Annotated in this window: 10 protein-coding genes and 1 tRNA gene; 5 read left to right on the forward strand and 6 right to left on the reverse strand. The window is 38.3% G+C overall.

The genetic code is table 11. The annotated features are described in order from the left end of the window. Positions 1 to 72: 72 nt before the first annotated feature. From AC3WV0_RS06720 to argS, 3 genes are all read left to right on the forward strand, one after another. Complete coding sequence (locus AC3WV0_RS06720; RefSeq protein ID WP_488845087.1) at positions 73 to 3,096, forward strand: SusC/RagA family TonB-linked outer membrane protein; 3,024 nt, start codon at positions 73 to 75, stop codon at positions 3,094 to 3,096. A gap of 23 nt (positions 3,097 to 3,119) precedes the next feature. After that, complete coding sequence (locus AC3WV0_RS06725) at positions 3,120 to 4,655, forward strand: SusD/RagB family nutrient-binding outer membrane lipoprotein (RefSeq protein WP_488845089.1); 1,536 nt, start codon at positions 3,120 to 3,122, stop codon at positions 4,653 to 4,655. 77 nt (positions 4,656 to 4,732) lie between these two features. Further along, positions 4,733 to 6,493, forward strand: coding sequence for an arginine--tRNA ligase (argS, locus tag AC3WV0_RS06730; protein ID WP_488845091.1), 1,761 nt, complete (start codon positions 4,733 to 4,735; stop codon positions 6,491 to 6,493). A 242-nt stretch (positions 6,494 to 6,735) separates the two neighbouring features. Here argS and AC3WV0_RS06735 read toward each other — a convergent pair whose 3' ends face one another. The 5 genes from AC3WV0_RS06735 to ccoN all read right to left on the reverse strand — a co-directional run bounded on the left by AC3WV0_RS06735 (position 6,736) and on the right by ccoN (position 18,520). Further along, positions 6,736 to 7,668 (reverse strand): YihY/virulence factor BrkB family protein, encoded by a 933-nt coding sequence (locus tag AC3WV0_RS06735; protein WP_488845093.1) that lies wholly within the window; start codon positions 7,666 to 7,668, stop codon positions 6,736 to 6,738. Positions 7,669 to 7,678: 10 nt separating this feature from the next. Continuing rightward, a complete protein-coding gene (gene tamL / locus AC3WV0_RS06740; RefSeq protein ID WP_488845095.1) occupies positions 7,679 to 10,003 on the reverse strand; it encodes a translocation and assembly module lipoprotein TamL in 2,325 nt (774 codons plus the stop codon). Continuing rightward, on the reverse strand, positions 10,004 to 15,037 hold the full coding sequence (locus tag AC3WV0_RS06745; RefSeq protein ID WP_488845098.1) for a translocation/assembly module TamB domain-containing protein: 5,034 nt from the start codon (positions 15,035 to 15,037) through the stop codon (positions 10,004 to 10,006). It lies immediately after the preceding gene. Between the two features lie 299 nt (positions 15,038 to 15,336). Continuing rightward, on the reverse strand, positions 15,337 to 16,224 hold the full coding sequence (locus AC3WV0_RS06750; protein ID WP_488845100.1) for a cytochrome c: 888 nt from the start codon (positions 16,222 to 16,224) through the stop codon (positions 15,337 to 15,339). 16 nt (positions 16,225 to 16,240) lie between these two features. Continuing rightward, entirely contained in the window at positions 16,241 to 18,520 is a 2,280-nt protein-coding gene (gene ccoN / locus AC3WV0_RS06755; RefSeq protein WP_488845102.1) for a cytochrome-c oxidase, cbb3-type subunit I, read from the reverse strand. Positions 18,521 to 18,716: 196 nt separating this feature from the next. Here ccoN and AC3WV0_RS06760 point away from each other — a divergent pair, with 196 nt between their 5' ends. Continuing rightward, positions 18,717 to 19,010, forward strand: a complete 294-nt coding sequence (locus tag AC3WV0_RS06760; protein WP_488845104.1) for a helix-turn-helix domain-containing protein — start codon at positions 18,717 to 18,719, stop codon at positions 19,008 to 19,010. Between the two features lie 33 nt (positions 19,011 to 19,043). Then, the gene (locus tag AC3WV0_RS06765) at positions 19,044 to 19,253 is read left to right on the forward strand and encodes a hypothetical protein (RefSeq protein ID WP_488845106.1); all 210 of its coding nucleotides are present in this window, start codon (positions 19,044 to 19,046) and stop codon (positions 19,251 to 19,253) included. Between the two features lie 59 nt (positions 19,254 to 19,312). Here the strand turns inward: AC3WV0_RS06765 and AC3WV0_RS06770 are convergent. Further along, positions 19,313 to 19,383, reverse strand: a tRNA-Gln gene (locus AC3WV0_RS06770). Positions 19,384 to 19,449: the final 66 nt, after the last annotated feature.

The following is a 19,449-nucleotide window of genomic DNA, read 5'->3' on the forward strand; positions in this document are numbered from 1 at the left end:
TTTTAACAAAAATATTTGTTTACGTTAAGAAAGTTTTACATATTTGCAGAAATAAAAATAATCAATTTAAATATGAAGAAATTAACAGCAAGTGTTCTACTGGTAGTTTTGTCATCTTCTGTTGCGGTGATTAATGCCCAAGATAGAGGAAATAGAGACACTATTAAAACACAAAATATTGAGGAAGTTGTGTTTGTTCAGCCAGTTACAGGTAGGTTGAAAGTTAGAGATGAGGTTACCACTGCTCAGCAAATTATCAGTAATGAACAGCTAAAAGTAGCGAGTAACCCTAATGCAATTAGTGCAATTGCCGGTAAAGCGTCAGGTGTAAGAATCAACCAGACTAACAATAGTGTTAACTCATCGCAAAGTATTGTAATCAGAACTCCAAATACGATTACTGGTAATACAGAGGCACTGGTTGTTATTGATAACGTAATTTCAACAGCTACTGTTTTATCTCAGTTGCCGCCGGATGCAATAGAATCTGTTAACATCATTAAAGGAGCTGGTGGAGCTGCACTTTACGGTCCTCAGGGTGTAAATGGTGTTGTAGTGGTTACAACTAAGAGGGGTACTGCCTCGGGCGGTGTAAGAATCAATCTTACTTCTGCCGTTGATTTTGAATCTGTAGCGTTCTTACCAAAAAGACAAAGGATTTATGGTCAGGGATGGTATGGTGATAAGATAAATGTTGAAAATGGAGCATGGGGGCCAGCCTTCAATGATCCTAATTGGGCTGGAACGACACAGCCGTATGGTATTCCGTTGTATGATTTTGATGGTGACGGTACAATTTCAGTAAATCCAAATTCAAGTGTGCCTACAGGAGATGAAGGTGCTTCAATTATGTCAAGATTTGCTCCGTATGGTAAAGATAATGTTAGAGACTTCTTCCAAACGGGAACAATATTCCAGAATACATTATCTATATCTACTGGTAACAGGGATGGATATTTCGGGATGAACATCGGTAGCTTAGAGAAAGAGTTTGTTGTAGCTGACGACAAATTAAGCAGGTATTCTGTTTTATTAAAAGGTGGTGCTAAAATAAATAAATGGTCTTTTGACGGTCAGGTTAACCTTATTAGAACTAAGAGTTCTGAGGCTGACGCAACTATTTATCATGATCTGCTTCAAAGTTCTTCTGATATTCCTATTGAAAGATTTAAAGATTATGCAGATAATGGTTACGCTTGGAATGTTTATTATACCAGCCCGTACTATAGACAGAAAAATGTACGTAGTAACTCATTAAGAAATTATTTCAACGTTATTGCAGGAGTGGGTTATGATTTTAACGATCATATCAAACTTACCTACCGTGGAAACTTGAATTATACGGCATTAGAGACCAGCAGCTTTAACAACGGCTATGTTGCTGCGCCTATTTACGGAGGTATTGTTAATGATATTCAATCAAACTATTATGAATCTACTCAGATTGCGCAAAGATATTATGGTGATTTACTATTAAATGCAAACTATGATATCGCTGCAGATTTAAATTTGGATGTAACTGTAGGGCATAACTACCAGGATACCAGAGCTAAAAATAACCAGGCCGGTGGTACTGGTATCGTTATTCCAGGTTTGTATGTTATTTCTAATCTCTCAAGTCCTGCACAGCCAAGTACCTTAGCCAATAACAGAAGTCATAATAACGTTCATGCTTTATTAGCAAATATTGACTTGGGATATAAGAAATATTTATTTTTAAACCTTACCGGGAGATATGAGTTAAATTCTTTATTGAGGCAGGAACAATATAATAATAAGTTTGAATATTTTTACCCGTCGGCTTCAGTATCTTTCATACCTACAAAAGCATTTGATTTCGGAGGAAATGTTTTGAATTTCCTTAAAATAACCGGCGCTTACGAAGGTACTGCAGGAACAGGACCTATTAATGCTTACAATCTCGACCCTGTTGCTAATATCGGTGCAGGATATCCTTATGCATCAAGTGGTTACATTAGTTATGTACCCCAAACAACGATATATAATGTTAATTTAAAACCTCAAAAAGTTACTAAAGCGGAAATAGGGCTGTCGTTTGGTTTATTTAAGGATAGAATTACATTTGATGGAGCTATATTCCAGACAAAGACATCAGATTTGATTACATTCCAGCAAACTTCAACTTCATCTGGTGTAAACGGTCAGTGGACAAATATCGGAGATTTGGAAGGTAAAGGAATAGAGATGAATTTGAATTTAGTTCCTATTAAAACTAAAGATGTACGCTGGGATATTGGTGCCAACTTTACAAGTGCGTACACTATGGTGACAAAACTAGCCGATGGTGCTAAAGAAATTGCCTTATTGTCAAATTCATATTCAGGCTTATTTGCCATTGAAGGTGAAAGACTAAACACAATTAAAGGTACTACATACGTGAGAGATGATCAAGGTAGAATTGTTGTTAATCCTACAACTGGTTTACCACAGGTAAATTCTCAGCTGCAAATCTTAGGTCAAACTACTCCAAAATATATTTTAGGGTTTACAACATCACTAAGAGTAAAAGGGTTTACACTATCTGCTACCGCAGATTATCGTACAGGACACAAATTCTTCTCAGGTACTAAAAACTCTATGGCATTCTCTGGTCAGCTTGAGGAATCTGCTGCAATGGATAGAACGAAAGCCTATATTATTCCTAATTCTGTTTATATGCAGAATGGTGCTTATGTTGCTAATACAAATGTACCAATTTATGCAACAACATATAACAATCCTAATGATGCAGCAAATTATAATCCTACACTGGCACTTTCTGAATATTATGGTGGTGCCTCTTATAATACTGTAGGAGAAAACTTTGTTTTGGATGCAACAGCATTTAAAGTCCGTGAAATTGGATTATCTTATACATTTAGCAAAGAATTGTTAGGTCAATCTAGAATTAATGAACTTACTATTGGTGTACATGCAAGAAATCCATTCACTAAATTTGCGAAAGAAAACAGAAATTATGATGATCCTGAAACATCATATGAAGGTAACGGAGCTTATGCAGGATATATCAGCAGTGGAGCTGTACAATATCCAAATCTCAGAACTTTTGGAGGAAATATTTCTATTACATTTTAATCCTTAATTTAAAATTTATAATAATGAAAAAATATGTTTATATAGCGTTTGCAGCTTTTTCACTGGCTTCTTGTCAGCTAGATGATAATACAGCAGTAAACAGCCCTTCGGTTGAAGTCGTTTCGCCGGATAGATATTTAAGTGCTGCTCAGACATCCAATTATGATGTGGAAGTCTCAGATATTTTCCAGCTTTCCAATATTTGGATGAATAACTGGGCTGGAAATATATATTATTTTGCATCACCAATGAGTGCAGAATATCAATTGCAAGTAACATCTGCGTTTGCTCCTGCAAATAATTTCTGGAATAATAGTTATTTGGCAATGAGTAGATATGCTAATATCTATAATAGTCCAAAAGCTGCACAATATCCTCACCATGCTGCTATTGCAAAAATCTTAATGGCAAACAGTATGCAGTATATTGTGGATTTCTATGGTGATGCTCCGTTTTCAGAAGCTTTTAAAAGAGAAGCTAATCTTACTCCTAAATATGATAAAGGTGAAGATATCTACAGAAATCTTGTTATTTTACTAAATGAGGCTATTGCTACCATTGATGACCCGACAACTCCTCAATTTCCTGTAGGAAATGAAGATGTGATTTTAAATGGTGATATGGACACATGGAAAAAAGTTGCTAATACTATTAAGTTAAGACTTTTATTAAGACAATCTAAAGTAAATGATGCTAATATCAGATCTTTTGTTACGGCTCAATTGCAGACTTTACAAGGGCAAGAGTTTGTAACTTCTAATATTGCAATTAACCCAGGATATGGTAATGCGAATGCTGATCAGCAAAATCCTTTAATTAATAATTATGGTTATTTGAATTTTGATGGGTCGGCTGTTAATACAAATGGATGGAGATACATTATGATTTCAAGTCACTTTGCAGGATTACTTAATGGTACAAATACTAAAACACAAGGTACTACAGACTCACGTCGTGGCTTAATGTATCTTGGTGCAGGTGGTACGATTAAAGGTATTACACAAGGTGAAGGACAGACTCCAGGTGCTGGTGAATCTTCTTTTTCTCGAATGGCTTGGAAGTTTTTAAATAACTCTTCAGCTACTACAAATTCAGAAATTGATGGCTATATAATGACTGCTGCAGAATCTTATTTATTACAAGCTGAGGCTGCAGAATTATATCCTGCTATTTTCACCGGGGCACAAACTAATTATATCAACGCAGTGAATGCATCTTTCACAATATTGGGTGGTACTGTTGCTCAAGCAACAACATATCTTGCATCTTTAAACTCTAAACCATATGGTTGGAATGGTACTGATGGACATATTGCTGCAATTCAGTACCAGAGAATGGTTGCATTACATTACTTCAAGCCGCAGGAAACCTATATTAACTATCTTAAAACAGGGTTCCCGGTTACACCATTAGCTATTACTGCTACACAGCCTAATAAACCATGGAGATTAGTTTATCCTGGTAGAGAGTATAGTACCAATGGTGCTAATACTCCAGTAGTAAATCAGGCAGATGTTTTTGTTAAAAACCAATTTACTCCATTCTGGAATAGAAACTAATATAATATATATTATATACGAACCGCCTTCGGGCGGTTTTTTTATTTCCGTATATTTGCGGTTCAATTTAGAATCAAATGAATATTAAAAATATAATAGAAGAAAAACTTCTGGAGGTGATCCTGAATGTCTATCAATTGAAAGGCATCACACTGGAAGTCCAGGAAAATAAAACGGAGTTTGAAGGAGATTTTACCATCGTAACTTTTCCTTTGGTGAAACAGCTGAAAAAAAATCCCGAAGCCATCGGGGTTGAGCTGGGAGATGCCCTGACGCAGCAGACGGAACTTCTTGAAAGTTTTAACGTTGTAAAAGGCTTTCTTAATGTTAAAGTTAAAAATCAATTCTTTATCGATAACCTTAAAGGATTGGCAGAAAACTTTGACGCTGTAGAAAAGAAGAATTCAACAGTAATGGTGGAATATTCATCACCGAATACCAACAAACCTCTTCATCTTGGCCATATCAGAAATAATTTATTAGGCTTTTCCGTTTCTCAGATCCTTGAAGAGGCAGGATATAATGTGATTAAAACCCAGATCATTAATGACAGAGGGATCCATATCTGCAAATCAATGTTGGCTTGGGAAAAGTTCGGGAATGGAGAAACTCCTGAGACCACCGGCATTAAAGGCGATAAATTTGTCGGAAACTACTATGTAAAGTTTGATCAGGAATATAAAAAGGAAATTGCTGAACTTGTCGCACAGGGCGTTGCTGAAGAACAGACGAAAAAAGATGCTCCTTTAATGAAAGAAGCCCAAAAGATGCTGCTCGACTGGGAAAATGGGGACGAAAAAGTACGTGCTCTATGGAATGAAATGAACTCATGGGTGTACAAAGGCTTTGATGAAACATATAAAAGACTGGGAGTAGATTTCGATCAGGTTCAGTACGAAAGCAATACCTATATCTTAGGGAAGGATTTGATTCAGGAAGGGTTGGATAAAGGAGTGCTGTATCAGAAAGAAGATGGTTCCGTATGGTGCGATCTTACGGATGAAGGCCTGGATCAGAAATTACTATTGCGTTCTGACGGAACTTCAGTATATATGACCCAGGACCTGGGTACGGCTGTTGAGCGTTTTAAACAAAACGATATTCAAAAGCTGATCTATACGGTAGGAAACGAACAGGATTACCATTTCCAGGTTTTATTTAAAATATTAGGGAAACTTGGTTATTCGTGGGCAGATCAATTGTATCACCTGTCTTACGGAATGGTTGAGCTTCCGAACGGTAAGATGAAATCCCGTGAAGGAACGGTAGTCGATGCAGACGACCTGATGCAGGAGATGCACAACATCGCAAAAGCGGCTGCAGAAGAACTTGGAAAGCTGGAAAATTTAACGGAGGAAGAAAAAGCCCAAAACTACGAAAGTGTAGGAATGGGAGCGCTGAAATATTTCATGCTTAAAGTGGATCCGAAGAAAAAAATGCTCTTCAATCCTGAAGAGAGTATTGATTTCAATGGAAATACAGGGCCGTTCATTCAGTATACTTATGCGCGTATCCAGTCTTTACTGGCTAAGGCAAATTTTGAATATAAAGCAGTGGATGGTGTTGTTTTAAATGAATATGAGAAGGCATTGGTGATGCAGCTGGCCAATTATAAAGTTGTTGTTCAGAAAGCAGCAGAAGTATTAAGTCCGGCTCTGGTGGCCAATTATGTATATGATCTGGTAAAAACGTACAACTCGTTTTATCAGAGCAATCCGATCATGAATCATGAGGATGAAAATGTAAAGCAGATCAGATTAAATCTTTCAGATCTTACAGCCAAAACCATAAAGAAATCCCTGAATCTTCTCGGGATCACAACGGTAAACAGAATGTAAGGATTCTCAGAATTAGTATATGATATTTAATCATGTATTCGGAATATAAAAAAAAGATGCGCAGGTTTCGCCCGAAACCTGCGCATCTTTCATTCAACTCCTGCGCAGAAGTTGAGCAACTCTACAGCAAGAGTTGAGTAACTCTACAGCATGTATTTTTTGTAACGCTTGTGAATTTCTTTTAATAAGAACCAAAATATTCGCTATTTACAGTAGAAAAAGATACGTGCATATAGCTTTATTTAGCTTTCAGATGGGTTTTTCGCTCTCTGGCTGTCTTCATACAATTTGGCATCGCTCCACTTCGCATGTTTGGAAGGGACGATTTTAAAGCCTCTTTTGTTAGCGTATATTTTGGTAAATTCTGCTCCGAAGAAAATGAGCATGCACGAATAATTAATCCACATCATAATCAGAATAACAGTTCCCGCTGCCCCAAACGCTGAGGTCGGTTTGGCCGTTCCGAAATAAAGACTTAAAAGGAATTTTCCCAAGGTAAATAAGATCGTCGTAAGAAAGGCACCTCTCCATACGGGCCTCCAGCTGATCTCTACATCCGGTAATACTTTAAACATTAAAGCAAATAAAAGCATGGTCACAGTAAACCCGATCAGGTAATTTACAAGCTCTACCACCATATAGGTCTCCAGTCCGAAATAATTCGTGATCCAGTTATTAAGTAAGCTGATTAAAGACGAAAGCACCATGGTAATCATGAGTAAAAAGCCGATGATCAGGATCATTCCTAAGGAGTTGGCTCTGTCGAGAAGAAATTTAACAAAAGCTTTTTTGGGTGCAGGCTGTACGTCCCATAAGCTGTTCAGGGAACGCTGAAGCTGAAAGAATAATGTCGTCGAACCGAAAACAAGAGAACCGACACCAATTGCTTTCATGAATATATTTTCCTTATCGATCAAAGCTCCTGCAATCATATCCTGCACGCTTTTGGCTGCATCCTGTCCCATAAGGCCGCTGATCTGGCTGGTAATCTGTCCCCGAATTGCTTCCTCACCGAAGAAATATCCGGCAATCCAGATGATAATAATCAGCAAACCAGGAATTGAGAAAATAGCATAATATGCCAGGCTCGCAGAATCATTGGAAGCGGTCGAATCGTTCCATTTTGTATAAGTTTCTTTTAAAGCTTCCCAGAAGAATTTTATTCTTTTTATCATGTATAATAATTTAGAAAGGATATCCGATCGCAATGTTCAGGATGAGATTGTCTCTTCTCCAGCTCGAATCTCCGAAATTAATTTTGTCGAAAGTCCATCGGTCGCCTCTTTCATAGTAAGGTACTCTCAGTGGCATGGCGAGGTCAAGTCTCAGAATTAAAATAGAGAAATCAAGTCTCAGACCAACTCCGGCTCCTACGGCAATTTCGCTTAAAAATTCTTTTGAGAATTTTGCTCCGGGTCTGTCAGGATCTTCATTTACCAGCCACACGTTTCCTGCATCGGCAAAGACGGCGACGTTTAAAAATTTATATAAGTTGGCTCTGTACTCGGCATTCAGCTCAAGCTTTATGTCTCCCGACTGATCAAAATAATATCCGGATTCTATCGTTCTCGGATCAAAGCTTCCCGGACCTAAAGTTCTTGCCCTGAAAGCTCTTACACTGTTACTACCACCGGAAAAGAACTGCCTTGAAAAAGGAATATGTTCGGAATTTCCGTAAGGATAGGCGAGCCCGGCAATCGCTCGTGTGGCTAATGATGTTTTCTCGTTGAATTTATGATAAAAACGGAAATCATTTTCAATTTTTGCATATTGGCTGAACGGTACTCCGAAGATCGTTTTTTCCTTGTCTTTTTTTACATTCGCTCCCGTAAGCAGCCCTGTAATATTTCCTGCAAGATCCAGGGTTCCTTTATAATAGATGGTGCTGGGTTTAGACAACATCGTGTTGGTGTACGTATAAGAATAAGTCGGTCCAAAGATCAGCTGGCGCTCTACCACTCTTCTCATCGCATCACTTTTTCGCGAGATTGAATCATATAAAGGGGTAATGTTGGCTGGCGAAACGTAAGTGACATCAAGGATTTTCAGGTCGTGCTCCTTTCTTGCATTTTCTTTCCAGACATACCCGAATGATCCGCTGAAGGTGTTTAAAGTATAATATTCCGTGCGGTTCTGGAATTCATAGCCTAAGGTGATATTCGTTCTCGGAACAAAAGCACTGGATGAGTTAAACCTGAATGGTGCTACAATCCTCGGGATGGAAAGCTGTACATTGGTTCCGGCCCTGAATATGTTTTTAGCATTTTCCGGTCCTCCGATCTGTACATCAAAAGCTCCGTACACGGATGCTTTGAATTGTTCTGCACCTCTGAAAAAGTTTCTGTGCGTCCAGTTGAGGTTGAGCTCGCTTCCTGCATAGTTGGCAGAATTCGTTCTTCCCAGTGCTTCAAGGCGTAGCGACTGAAGTTCTCTTGGTGTTAATAAATAATAAGCGTCAAATTTATGCTGTAACGAATCTGAAACAATGAATTCATTCTTTACAAATTTGAAAACACCAAGACTGATAAGCCTGTTTAAGGTAAGGTTATGATTGGTTCTGTTATAAAGGTCTCCTTTTTTGAAGTACAGCGCCCTGTCAAAAATTCTGGGTTTGAATTTATGCTGAGGATCGATGACGTAAATGTCATTATAAGCGTACTTCCCGAGAGAATCAGTATCCATCGGGACACCGTATTTCCCGTTTTTCACATCCTGAATATTGTAATTCGGGAAAACGATCACCTTATCAATGCTGAACTGCTGGGTAGAAAGTTCCGGTGTATTGTCCTTCAGCTTTACATTCATCTCAACTTTATGGTTCTTGCTTACCGTACTGTCTGCCTGAACGATAATATTGTCAGGATGGAAATAATAAAAGCCTCTTTCCTTTAATCCGTTATCAATACGCTCTCTTTCAGACTTTATCACGTCAAGATCGAAGGGTTGTCCTTTTTTCAGGAGGGTTTTGCCAGTAAGATTTTGGATTTCCCGGTTAACCAAAGTAGAATCCTGCTGGAACTTCACGTCGCTGATCAGATATCTTGCCCCGGGTTTTACGGTGTAGATGACCTTTGCTTTTTTATTTTTGGAAACCGTATCGTAGGTTGCCTGCGCATTAAAATAACCTTTGTTCTCAGAATAATTTTCAATAATATCTTTATTGAATTCACGATCTACATCGCCGAGAAGTACAGGCTTTTCACCCAATTTGTATTTCAGCCAGTAATTGAATCCCTTTTCTTTTTTAGGCTCTTTAGCAATATTATAGAAAAAAAGTTTCGGCCTTAAACCAAGAAAGCTTGAATTGGGTTTCGGAGTAAGATTCGCTTCCAGCCCGGCCTTTAAGTCTTTCTTTTCCCCTTTGGAAATCGTATCATTTTCGATATTGATTTCTGCACCGGTGTACAGCATCTGACCTTCTTTCAGATATCTTGTGTTGCACGAGACCGCAGCAGAAGCAATCCCGAATGTAAGCGCATATTTGAAGTATATGTAATAATTTCTTTTCATTTATTTAAATTCTACGGCTTGGTTCTGTTTGTTTTTTCTTTCTTCTCTTTGCTTTTTATTTCTTGATCTCTGGAAGATATCGCGGAACTTATCATAGTCCAGTGTAATGATAAATCCTAGTCCCGTTTCCACGATCTGTCCCTGAAGCGCCACCTGATACTCATTCTTACGGTAAGCACGGAGCATGTATCGGCCATCTTTGGACAGGCTGTAATCTACCGTTACGTCTCCCGCAATGTTGGTCATGTTTTCATTCTGGCGTGCTTCACCTTCCAGTCCGAAATTGCTGCCTACAGAAACTTTCAGACGATCATTTAACAATTTTTTACTGATGTCTACATTCAGGTCTGTTCTTGTATTTTTGGCACCGGAAGAATAATCTTCGGAAGATTCAAGATCAAAATTCAGATCAACCCCTTTAATAAGATCAGAGGCAAGATTGTTTAATTGTTGTGAAAGAATTTTACTCACACTCTGTCTCGCCATCATTTCTCCTGAAAGCCCGGCTCCGGACTCGAAAGGATTTTCACCGACGAATCTGTTGAGTAGTAACAAAGCAAAAACCTGTTTGTTCATTTCAGATTCCTGCGTTCTCAACTGAGTCAGCTTCTGGTCTACAATATCGGTAACATTAGAAGAGACAGCATTGTTTTTCTCATCTGTAGTAATATCGAAAGTGATGACAGGCTTCAGCAGTTCGCCTTTCATTTTTAATAAGGTGTTGAAAGGAATTCTCTGCTTAAATTGGTTAAGCGTTGCGGCACTTTCTCCACTGATCTGCTGTTCCACGAGATCGATCGGTGCGGCTTCTGTTTTGTAGATTGCCGTAATGTCGAGCATAGCAGTCGTAGGCTCGCCGGTCCAGGTGATGGTGCTTCCTTTCTGGATATCAAACTTCCTTTTCAGTACACTTACCGACATTTCATAGCTTCCTGATTCTACTTCATAAACTCCGACAAGCGTGGTTTTTCCTGAAGGATCGATTCCGCCGGTAAGCTCGGCCTCACCCTGAAGTTTTACAAAATCTCCGTTGGCTTTATCAATTAATAAAGATAATTTGGCTTCTTTGCTCAACTCAATATTTACACTCACATCCATTCCTTTAATCCTTGTCTGAGAATTTAAAGAATCTGCCTTAATGGTTTTATTTAAAGCTACCTGATCCTGATCAATGAATTCAACGATACCTTCTCTTTCCTGTAATGTAGGAGAAGACTGGGGAAGAACAAATGTAAAATCGGTATCATCGGCAACAGAAAGACGGCCATCAACTTTCGGCAGATCCAGGTTTCCTTTGACATGTAATGCGGCATCAATAGAAAGAATTCCGTACATGATCGCATCATTGGATTTTTCGGAATTAACGACTTTAAAGTCTTTGGCGTTCAGATCGAGATTAAAGGCGAAATCCCTGTATGTCTGTGTAAGAACCTGCCCGTCAATATTTAAAGAATTACCATCTTTATCGTTGATCTTAAAGTTGTTAAATTCAATTCCGCGGCTGGTAAAATCAATTTCGTCATTAAGCTTTCGGAAGTCACTTCCTGTTTTGGCAATTTCCAGTCCTACATTATTGAATTTTATCTTACCTAAAATATTCGGTTGTGAGGTGGTTCCGGTGATCTTTAAATTCCCGGAAAGATAGCCTTCGGTATTCGTGACGGCATTCATCGAAAAGCCTTGTACAGATTTCATCTGCAGCTGATTGATCGCCATATTCAGATCAAATGTGCTTGATGAGGTATTGTAATCTCCCAAAATCTTTACATCATTATTATTTCCGGAAAGGGCAATATCAGCATTTAAAATCTTCGGTGAAGTATTATTCACTTTTACGGCAAGATTACCGATAGGGTTTTCATAAACGATCAGATCGGTGATATTTAAGTCTGAAGTAAAGGTCATATTTTTGGTCAGATCACGTAACTGAGCAGTTCCATTGATGGTTCCTCTTGCCAGCAAGGTGTCTTTTTTAATGATCTCGGTAATGGTTTCGATTTTAAAATCTTTCAGAGAAACATTCAACGGAGCATTGGGCGACTGGGTTTCCGATTGTAAGAGGATTTCACTTCCTGAATTGGACAATCTGAAATTATCTGCCACAATACCTTTGCTGCTGATCTGTATTTTGTTGCCTTCTGCAACGGTCCAGTTGGTGTAATTTAGTTTCAAACCATCCGGATTCAATGAAATTTCAGTAATGTCATCCAGTGATTTTGCATTTCCGGCGATCAGGAATTGGGTCTCATCTTTCGCATCTTTTGTCGTGATGTTGTAATTGATGATGTTGTTGGCAACGTCTCCTCCGATATTCACTTTATTCAAAGCAAAGCTTGAACTCTTCAATGCAGCAACGTTCAGGTTATACTGTAACGCCTGATTTTCATTGGTAACTTTTAAGGTTGCATTTTCGACAGAATTCTCTCCATACAGAAGCTGCGGGATTTGTCCGTCGATTTCTATTTTCTGCGAATCAGCATTATAATTTCCGGTCAGATTAATGGTTTCAAAACTCTTCAGGTCCGGAACAAATTTCCTGATCAGGTCATCATTTTTAATTTTTGCATTAAAGGTAAAAAACTGCCCCGCCTCGATTTTTTCATTTTTCGCCGGCTTCTGGAACTGGTAATATTGATTTATCGTCTGGCTTAATGCTCCGAATATTTGGGTAAGCCTGTATTTTCCCCTCAATTCCACATCAGCGATTTGCGAATTGAAAATAATATTCGTTGAATCAGAGGTCGATGACGCTTTTAAATTAATTTCCTGAATAGGATAAATTTCTTTCGTGTCTGAAAAAGCAAAATCTTTTAGATTTAAATATCCATTCAGATGATCGGGATCCAGATTGGTAAAGTCGCCGTCAATTTTTCCTACGAGGATCATCTGATCTTTATAGAATCCAAGTTTATTAAGATCAAGCTTCAGGATGTTTCCATTAACCTTTACCGTAGGATTTTTTTCGTTGTAAACTCCTGATGCGGTCAGTTGCATATTGGCATTAGGATCTTTGGAATTCAATATAATGTTATATGCTCCACGTCTTATTTTTCCCGTAAGGTTCATATTCTGATAACGATAGCCTTTGTAAACGGCTGAAGCAACGTGTCCTTTGAGATCTGCATTGGCATTTTTGAAATCAAAGCTTTCTCCTTTAGCATAGATTTGAGCCGAAATAGGCCCGATGTCTTTATTTTTAATGATTCTGCCGATCTGTAATCCCTGCAGATTGGCTTTTACATCATAGAGTTCACGGTTTTTTCTGCGCATGTCGACCTTCGCTACCACGGCCGCATTTCCTGAAGTAGAGTAGAGGTTGAGGTTGGCATCTACAACTTTGGTCGTTCCTTTTGCTGTTCCTTTAATACTCATGTTTGAGGGAAGGGAAATGTTATTTGGAATGGTGTTTTTCGGAATCAAATTATAAATTGTTCTGGCTGAAGACGACAATTCTGCAATTTTCAGGTCATAGTACAGATTGTTGGGATTGGTTGCATTTTTTATTCTTCCCGATGCAGCCACTCTCAGCTGGTCAAGACCTGATACTTTAAGGTTGTTGATCAAGAGATCATTCACATTGCCTTTAACATTGGCATTAACATTCAGAATAGCATTCGGATATTTGTTGAATGGTGCGGTATTACGAAGATCCGGAGCAAGATTTAAAATGTCTGCGAAACCTACTTTTGAATCTTTGATGTTTGCAGAAATCTTTACGGCTCCTAAATTTGAACTCAGCTGTTCGGTAGAATTATAATTCAACACCACTTCATCACGAAGAATCGTCCTCGAAGTTTCCAGATAAAGATCTTTGAGATAAGCTTCTTTTTCATTGTACACAAAATCGGTATTGAATTCACGGATGTCAAGCCCTCTTGCCTCCTGAATCTCTGCAGAATTTACCGATCCGGCAAAAGTATTGTCCTGCATTTTAAAGCTTCTTACCTCAAGGTTTAACTTGGAAAAGTTCAGGTGATTGAAATCCATTCCCTGTCTTGTAGGAGCGATAGCGGTATTGTTGTAAGCGACTTTTACATCATTAAGAACCAGCTTTCCGAGCAGAAGGCTTAAAGCTTTCTCCTGATCAGTGGTTTTAGAAACTTCATTATTATCTGCTTTAGGATCAGCATTCTTTGTTGGAAGATAAAGATTAGCATTAATATTGGCGCCTGAAAGAAAAAGATTGTCAATGTTGTATGCATTATTTTCCAGATCAAGTTTGTTGATCTTTGTGCTGAGCTCTTTAAATAAAACTTTTGCAAATGTTTTTGTATTATCGTCGCCGTAATCGATATCGAAATTGGTAAGCTTTATTCCCCGCAGTCCGATCTGCATCGGCTTTTTATTATTGAGGGAATCAACTTTCTTTTCAACTTTTTTGGAAACTTCTTCTACAAGATCCTGTTTCAGTTTAAGCTTCAGGCCGTCAAGGTTAATGTCATTAACAGCATAGGAGTTATTTTGTAGATCGAAGGTTTTTACCCTCGTATCGAAGGATTTAAAGTAAAGTTTAATATCATTTCTGGACTGCTGATCATTGAAAGTTACACCAATATCTTTCAGATTTATTTTATCTAAAGAAATAATGAATGGTTTTGAAGGACTTTCTTCTTTGTCGGTTGTGGCAAAAGCATCAATAATGTAATCAAAATTGAATGTGCCGTCAGGTTTTCTTACAACATTGGCGCGGGCACCTTCCAGATCCACGGATGTGATGTCTGCCGTAGAATTGATGAGTTTAAGCATATTTAAACCTACATCAAGCTTTTTTACGGCGAGAAGGGTATCAATATTCTGACCTTTTAGATAAAGGTTTTCCATAACAAGACTGTTAGGGAAACCTATGTAAACCTTTTCCAGGCTTACTTTTGTTTTAATTTTCTTTTCGAGATAAACAACCAGCTTGTCTTTAACAAAGTTCTGAACTGCCGGAAGTCTTAAGCTAAGAATAAGTAACGTAATAAATACCAAAATGGATATAATGGTAATTATAAAACGCCGTAAGAGTTTTCTTTTGTTGATTTTCAGTTTCAAGAGTGATTGGGTTTAAAACAAATATAGCAATACTAATTGTACTGCTTATTTATTGTGGTACCCTTTGCGTATGCAAAAATCCTGCCTTGACTGCCAATCTAATGGAATTTAGTTTAGTTGAGTGTCAAGTGAATAGTTGATGCTGACAGTCAAAGCCTGGATTTTGTGTTGTAAAAAGCCCCCTTTTTTCATTTTCTTTTAATTGAAAAGGTTAGCAAAAATGAATTTATAAATGTTAGTTTAGTTATTCAAAAGGGGGCTTGGCATGGTTTAAAGACTATATTTTTAAGATTATAAGTTTAATTATTTCCGTTTTCCCAGTGTACTTCTTCTCCCTGCGGAGCTGCACCTCCCTGGGCCGGCGTAATAGGAGCTGTTTCCTGGTTGATATGATAAATATAGGCTGCGATTTTTTCGGCATCTCTTCCGGTAATGGTTCCTTCTTTAATCAAAGGTCGCATTGTCGGGTTATTTGGAGATCCGTTTTCAAGCATCCAGAAAACGTTTTTGAAAAGACTTTTCTGTTTTACATTGATCCAGTGGCTATCGGTAAGGTTTGGCCCGATTCCTCCTTTTGCTCCTTCCCCGTGGCAGGTTGCACAATTGGTTTTAAAGAGTTCCTGACCTTCTGTAATATTGTCGGCACTATATTTTGCTGTTTCAAGATTTACCTGAGGCGCAGTTTTTTCATATTCTGCGATGGAAGCGAGCATGGTTTTGGTTTCGTGTGTCAATTCTGCCTCAGGGTGTGCATAATCGGTGAAAGAAAATGCGGTAAGATAAACGGCACAGAAAATACATCCGAACCAGAAAAGACCGATCCACCATTTTGGAAGTGAGTTGTCGAGTTCTGTAATTCCGTCGAATCCATGATCGATAAGAATATCTTTTTCTTCCGTGGCAGACTGTTTTTTGAATGCTGAATTCCAGAGCTTCTGAAAATAAGGCGTACTTTTTTCTTTCAGGTATAATGCTTTCTCTTCATCTGAAAGGTTGGTGAAATTCTGGTTTTCGATCAGGTCTCCGATGGAATTCATGATCAAAAGAAGTATAACCGCGATCAGCATGAGTCCCCAGAAAAAAGGAGAAGAAAAATATCCTGAATCGTGTGCGAACATTTCGAACGCCATGATCGTCAAACCTATTGTGACAATGATGTGTACTGAAATTGGGGTTCTTGTTTTCATTGCTAATTAATTTAAATTATTCTACACTTGCGGTTTGGATCTGAGTCGTTTTAATATCTGTTCCGAGTCTCTGCAGGTAAGCAATCATTGCTACGATCTCCCTGTTCTCAAGCGGAACGAAAGATGCTCCTTTTGTCATTCTGTCTTTTTCTATCTGCTGCTTCACGTCTGCTGCCTCGGAATAAATTCTTTTAACAATACCTTTTGCCTGATTGTCGGCCCACTGATTCGCAGAATCAATCTCAGCTTTTGTATAAGGAACATCGAAATAATTTTTCATCAGTTTCATTTTGTCTACCATTTGGTCTTTGTCCAGTTTATTGGTAATCAGCCATGGGAAACGAGGCATGATAGAACCTGCTGAAGTGATTCTTGGATTATACATATGTTTAAAGTGCCATGAATCGGGGTTTCTTCCGCCTTCTCTGTGCAGATCCGGTCCGGTTCTTTTTGATCCCCAAAGGAATGGTCTGTCGTATACGAATTCTCCTGCTTTAGAGTATTGTCCGTTTTTACCTTCAAATCTCACGATTTCATCACGGAAAGGTCTTATCATCTGTGAATGGCAGGCATTACATCCTTCCCTGATATATAAATCTCTTCCTTCCAGTTCCAGCGGAGAATATGGTTTTACAGCTGTAATGGTTGGTACACTTTGTTTTAATGTTAATGTAGGAATGATTTCCACCAGACCACCGATTGCAACAGCAATGAATGCCAGGATTGCCATTACTCTCGGGGTTCTTTCGATCCAAAGATGTAATCCTTCTCCTTCTTTTCTTGCGCCACCTATATTTGCCAAAGCCGGAGCTTCTGCAGGAACATTCTTCTGGAATGAACCGGCCTTAATGGTTTTAATTACATTCACCACCATTAAAATAGCACCTGAAATATAAAACAGCCCGCCTAAGAATCTCATTTTGTAGTATGGGATAATTGCTGTTACCGTATCCAGCCAGTTTTTCCAAACCAACGTTCCGTCCGGATTAAACTGTTTCCACATTAATCCTTGTGTGAAACCTGAGATGTACATTGGCACCGCATAGAAAATGATCCCTAATGTTCCCAGCCAGAAATGCCAGTTCGCTAATTTTTTGGACCATAATGATGTTCTCCACATTACCGGGATCAGGTAATACACGATACCGAATGCCATGAAACCGTTCCAGCCTAAAGCTCCGATGTGTACGTGCCCGATTACCCAGTCTGTATAGTGTCCTATTTTATTTAAAGATTTTGTAGCCAATAATGGTCCTTCGAAAGTTGCCATACCATAACAGGTAACTGCCACTACAAAGAATTTTAATATCGGGTTTTCTCTTACCTTATCCCATGCTCCTCTTAATGTAAGAAGTCCGTTCAGCATGCCTCCCCATGATGGAGCGATAAGCATGATAGAGAAACCGGTTCCCACTGCCTGAGCCCAGGCCGGTAAAGAGGTGTACTGAAGGTGGTGAGGACCTGCCCAGAGATAAACGAAGATCAATGACCAGAAGTGAATAATTGATAATTTATAAGAGAATACGGGTCTGTCCGCAGCCTTTGGTAAGAAGTAATACATCAGACCCAAAACCGGAGTTGTCAGTACAAATGCAACGGCATTGTGACCATACCACCATTGTACCAAGGCATCTTTAGCTCCTGAGTAAATGGAATATGATTTCCATGTTGTGAATGATAAAGGCACCTCGAGATTGTTGAAAATATGAAGCATTGCCACCGCGAGCCAGGTTCCGATGTAGAACCAGATGGCTACGTATAAGTGTCTTACTCTTCTTTTAGCAATAGTTCCGAACATATTGATTCCGAAAATTACCCATGAAATAGTAATCAGAATATCAATTGGCCATTCGTGCTCTGCATATTCTTTGGAAGTATTAATTCCCATTAGGAAAGTAATAACCACAGAGACAATCATGATCTGCCATGTCCAGAAATGCATCCATGATAAGGTATCGCTGTACATCCTGGTTTTAAGCAATCGTTGCATGCTGTAGTAAGCTCCACAGAAAAAGGAATTACATACAAAAGCAAAAATAACGGCACTTGTATGCAGCATTCTGATTCTTCCGAAGCCTAAAGCTCCTTGCGTGTTAATTAATCCCTGGATATTTCCTGAAGCCAGGCTTTTGATTGTGGTATCATCCGTTCCGAATAAAAATTCGGGAAGTTCGGGATAAAAAAGCATCAGCGCAGCGGTAAGACCGAGTAAAAAACCAACCAGACCGAATGCAATTGTAGCATAGAGAAATGCTCTGACAATATTATTGTCATAATTAAATTTTTGCGTCTCCATAATTCCTAAAGTGTTGTCCTGAAGTGATATTTCTTTTTTTTAAACTGAAGTTTTTGGCGTAAAATTTTAACTTAAGTCTCAATAAATAAAAATATCATGTACCGTAATAATGTTTTGCCAAAGGTATTCACTAACTTTGTGTAAGTCTAATAGATATACTTCTAAAATATACCTAAAACTACTAAAACGGCATGGCATGAAAATATGTGGTCAAAACATAAGGAAAATCCGCAGGAGCAAGGATTTAACACAGGAATACATGGCTTTTGAAATGGGAATATCACAAAAAGCTTACTCAGATATTGAAAATTCTAAAGTGAAAATCAATCTTGAAATTCTCACCAAAATTTCTGATATTTTAGAGATAAAGCCTTCTGAAATCTGCAGTATTTCTGATAAATGCGGAACAAGCGATTTTGAGGAGAAATATCACGAACTGCTGGAATACATGAAGAAAAATGGGATCACTATTCCTGATGAGCTTGCTTAAGAAATCAATATATACAAATAAAATTATCTTACAGTGAATTTAAAAATAACGGGAGTGATATTATTAGGTGCATTCGCAATGACGATTGTTCTGTTTTTTATTGATATCAATTTTTATTATGAACAGGATTTTACCAAAGACAATGTCAATGAAATTCTGTTTTGGTCATTCGTGAGAGGTCTTGTCATTTCTGTTGCCGTTAATATTGGAAATCGGTATCGGGTGATTCAGAATATTGCTTAAAAATATTAGAATTTTCACAAAACAAAAACGGGAAAAATGATTGCCATTTTCCCGTTTTGTAGACTCACAGGGATTCGAACCCCAGATGACTGAACCAAAATCAGTAGTGTTACCGCTACACCATGAGTCTTTCTCTGTTTGAGTGGTGCAAATTTACAGCTTTTTTCATTATTTGCAAGAACTTTTTGAAGTTTTT

The organism is Chryseobacterium sp. 27AL (genome assembly GCF_057815395.1).

What these genes read in the sequence shown, in the direction of transcription:
- ccoN (WP_488845102.1), bottom strand. Translation starts at nt 18,520, where the DNA reads ATGGAGACGCAAAAATTTAATTATGACAATAATATTGTCAGAGCATTT.
- AC3WV0_RS06725 (WP_488845089.1), top strand. Translation starts at nt 3,120, where the DNA reads ATGAAAAAATATGTTTATATAGCGTTTGCAGCTTTTTCACTGGCTTCT.
- argS (WP_488845091.1), top strand. Translation starts at nt 4,733, where the DNA reads ATGAATATTAAAAATATAATAGAAGAAAAACTTCTGGAGGTGATCCTG.
- AC3WV0_RS06750 (WP_488845100.1), bottom strand. Translation starts at nt 16,224, where the DNA reads ATGAAAACAAGAACCCCAATTTCAGTACACATCATTGTCACAATAGGT.
- AC3WV0_RS06760 (WP_488845104.1), top strand. Translation starts at nt 18,717, where the DNA reads ATGAAAATATGTGGTCAAAACATAAGGAAAATCCGCAGGAGCAAGGAT.
- AC3WV0_RS06735 (WP_488845093.1), bottom strand. Translation starts at nt 7,668, where the DNA reads ATGATAAAAAGAATAAAATTCTTCTGGGAAGCTTTAAAAGAAACTTAT.
- AC3WV0_RS06720 (WP_488845087.1), top strand. Translation starts at nt 73, where the DNA reads ATGAAGAAATTAACAGCAAGTGTTCTACTGGTAGTTTTGTCATCTTCT.
- tamL (WP_488845095.1), bottom strand. Translation starts at nt 10,003, where the DNA reads ATGAAAAGAAATTATTACATATACTTCAAATATGCGCTTACATTCGGG.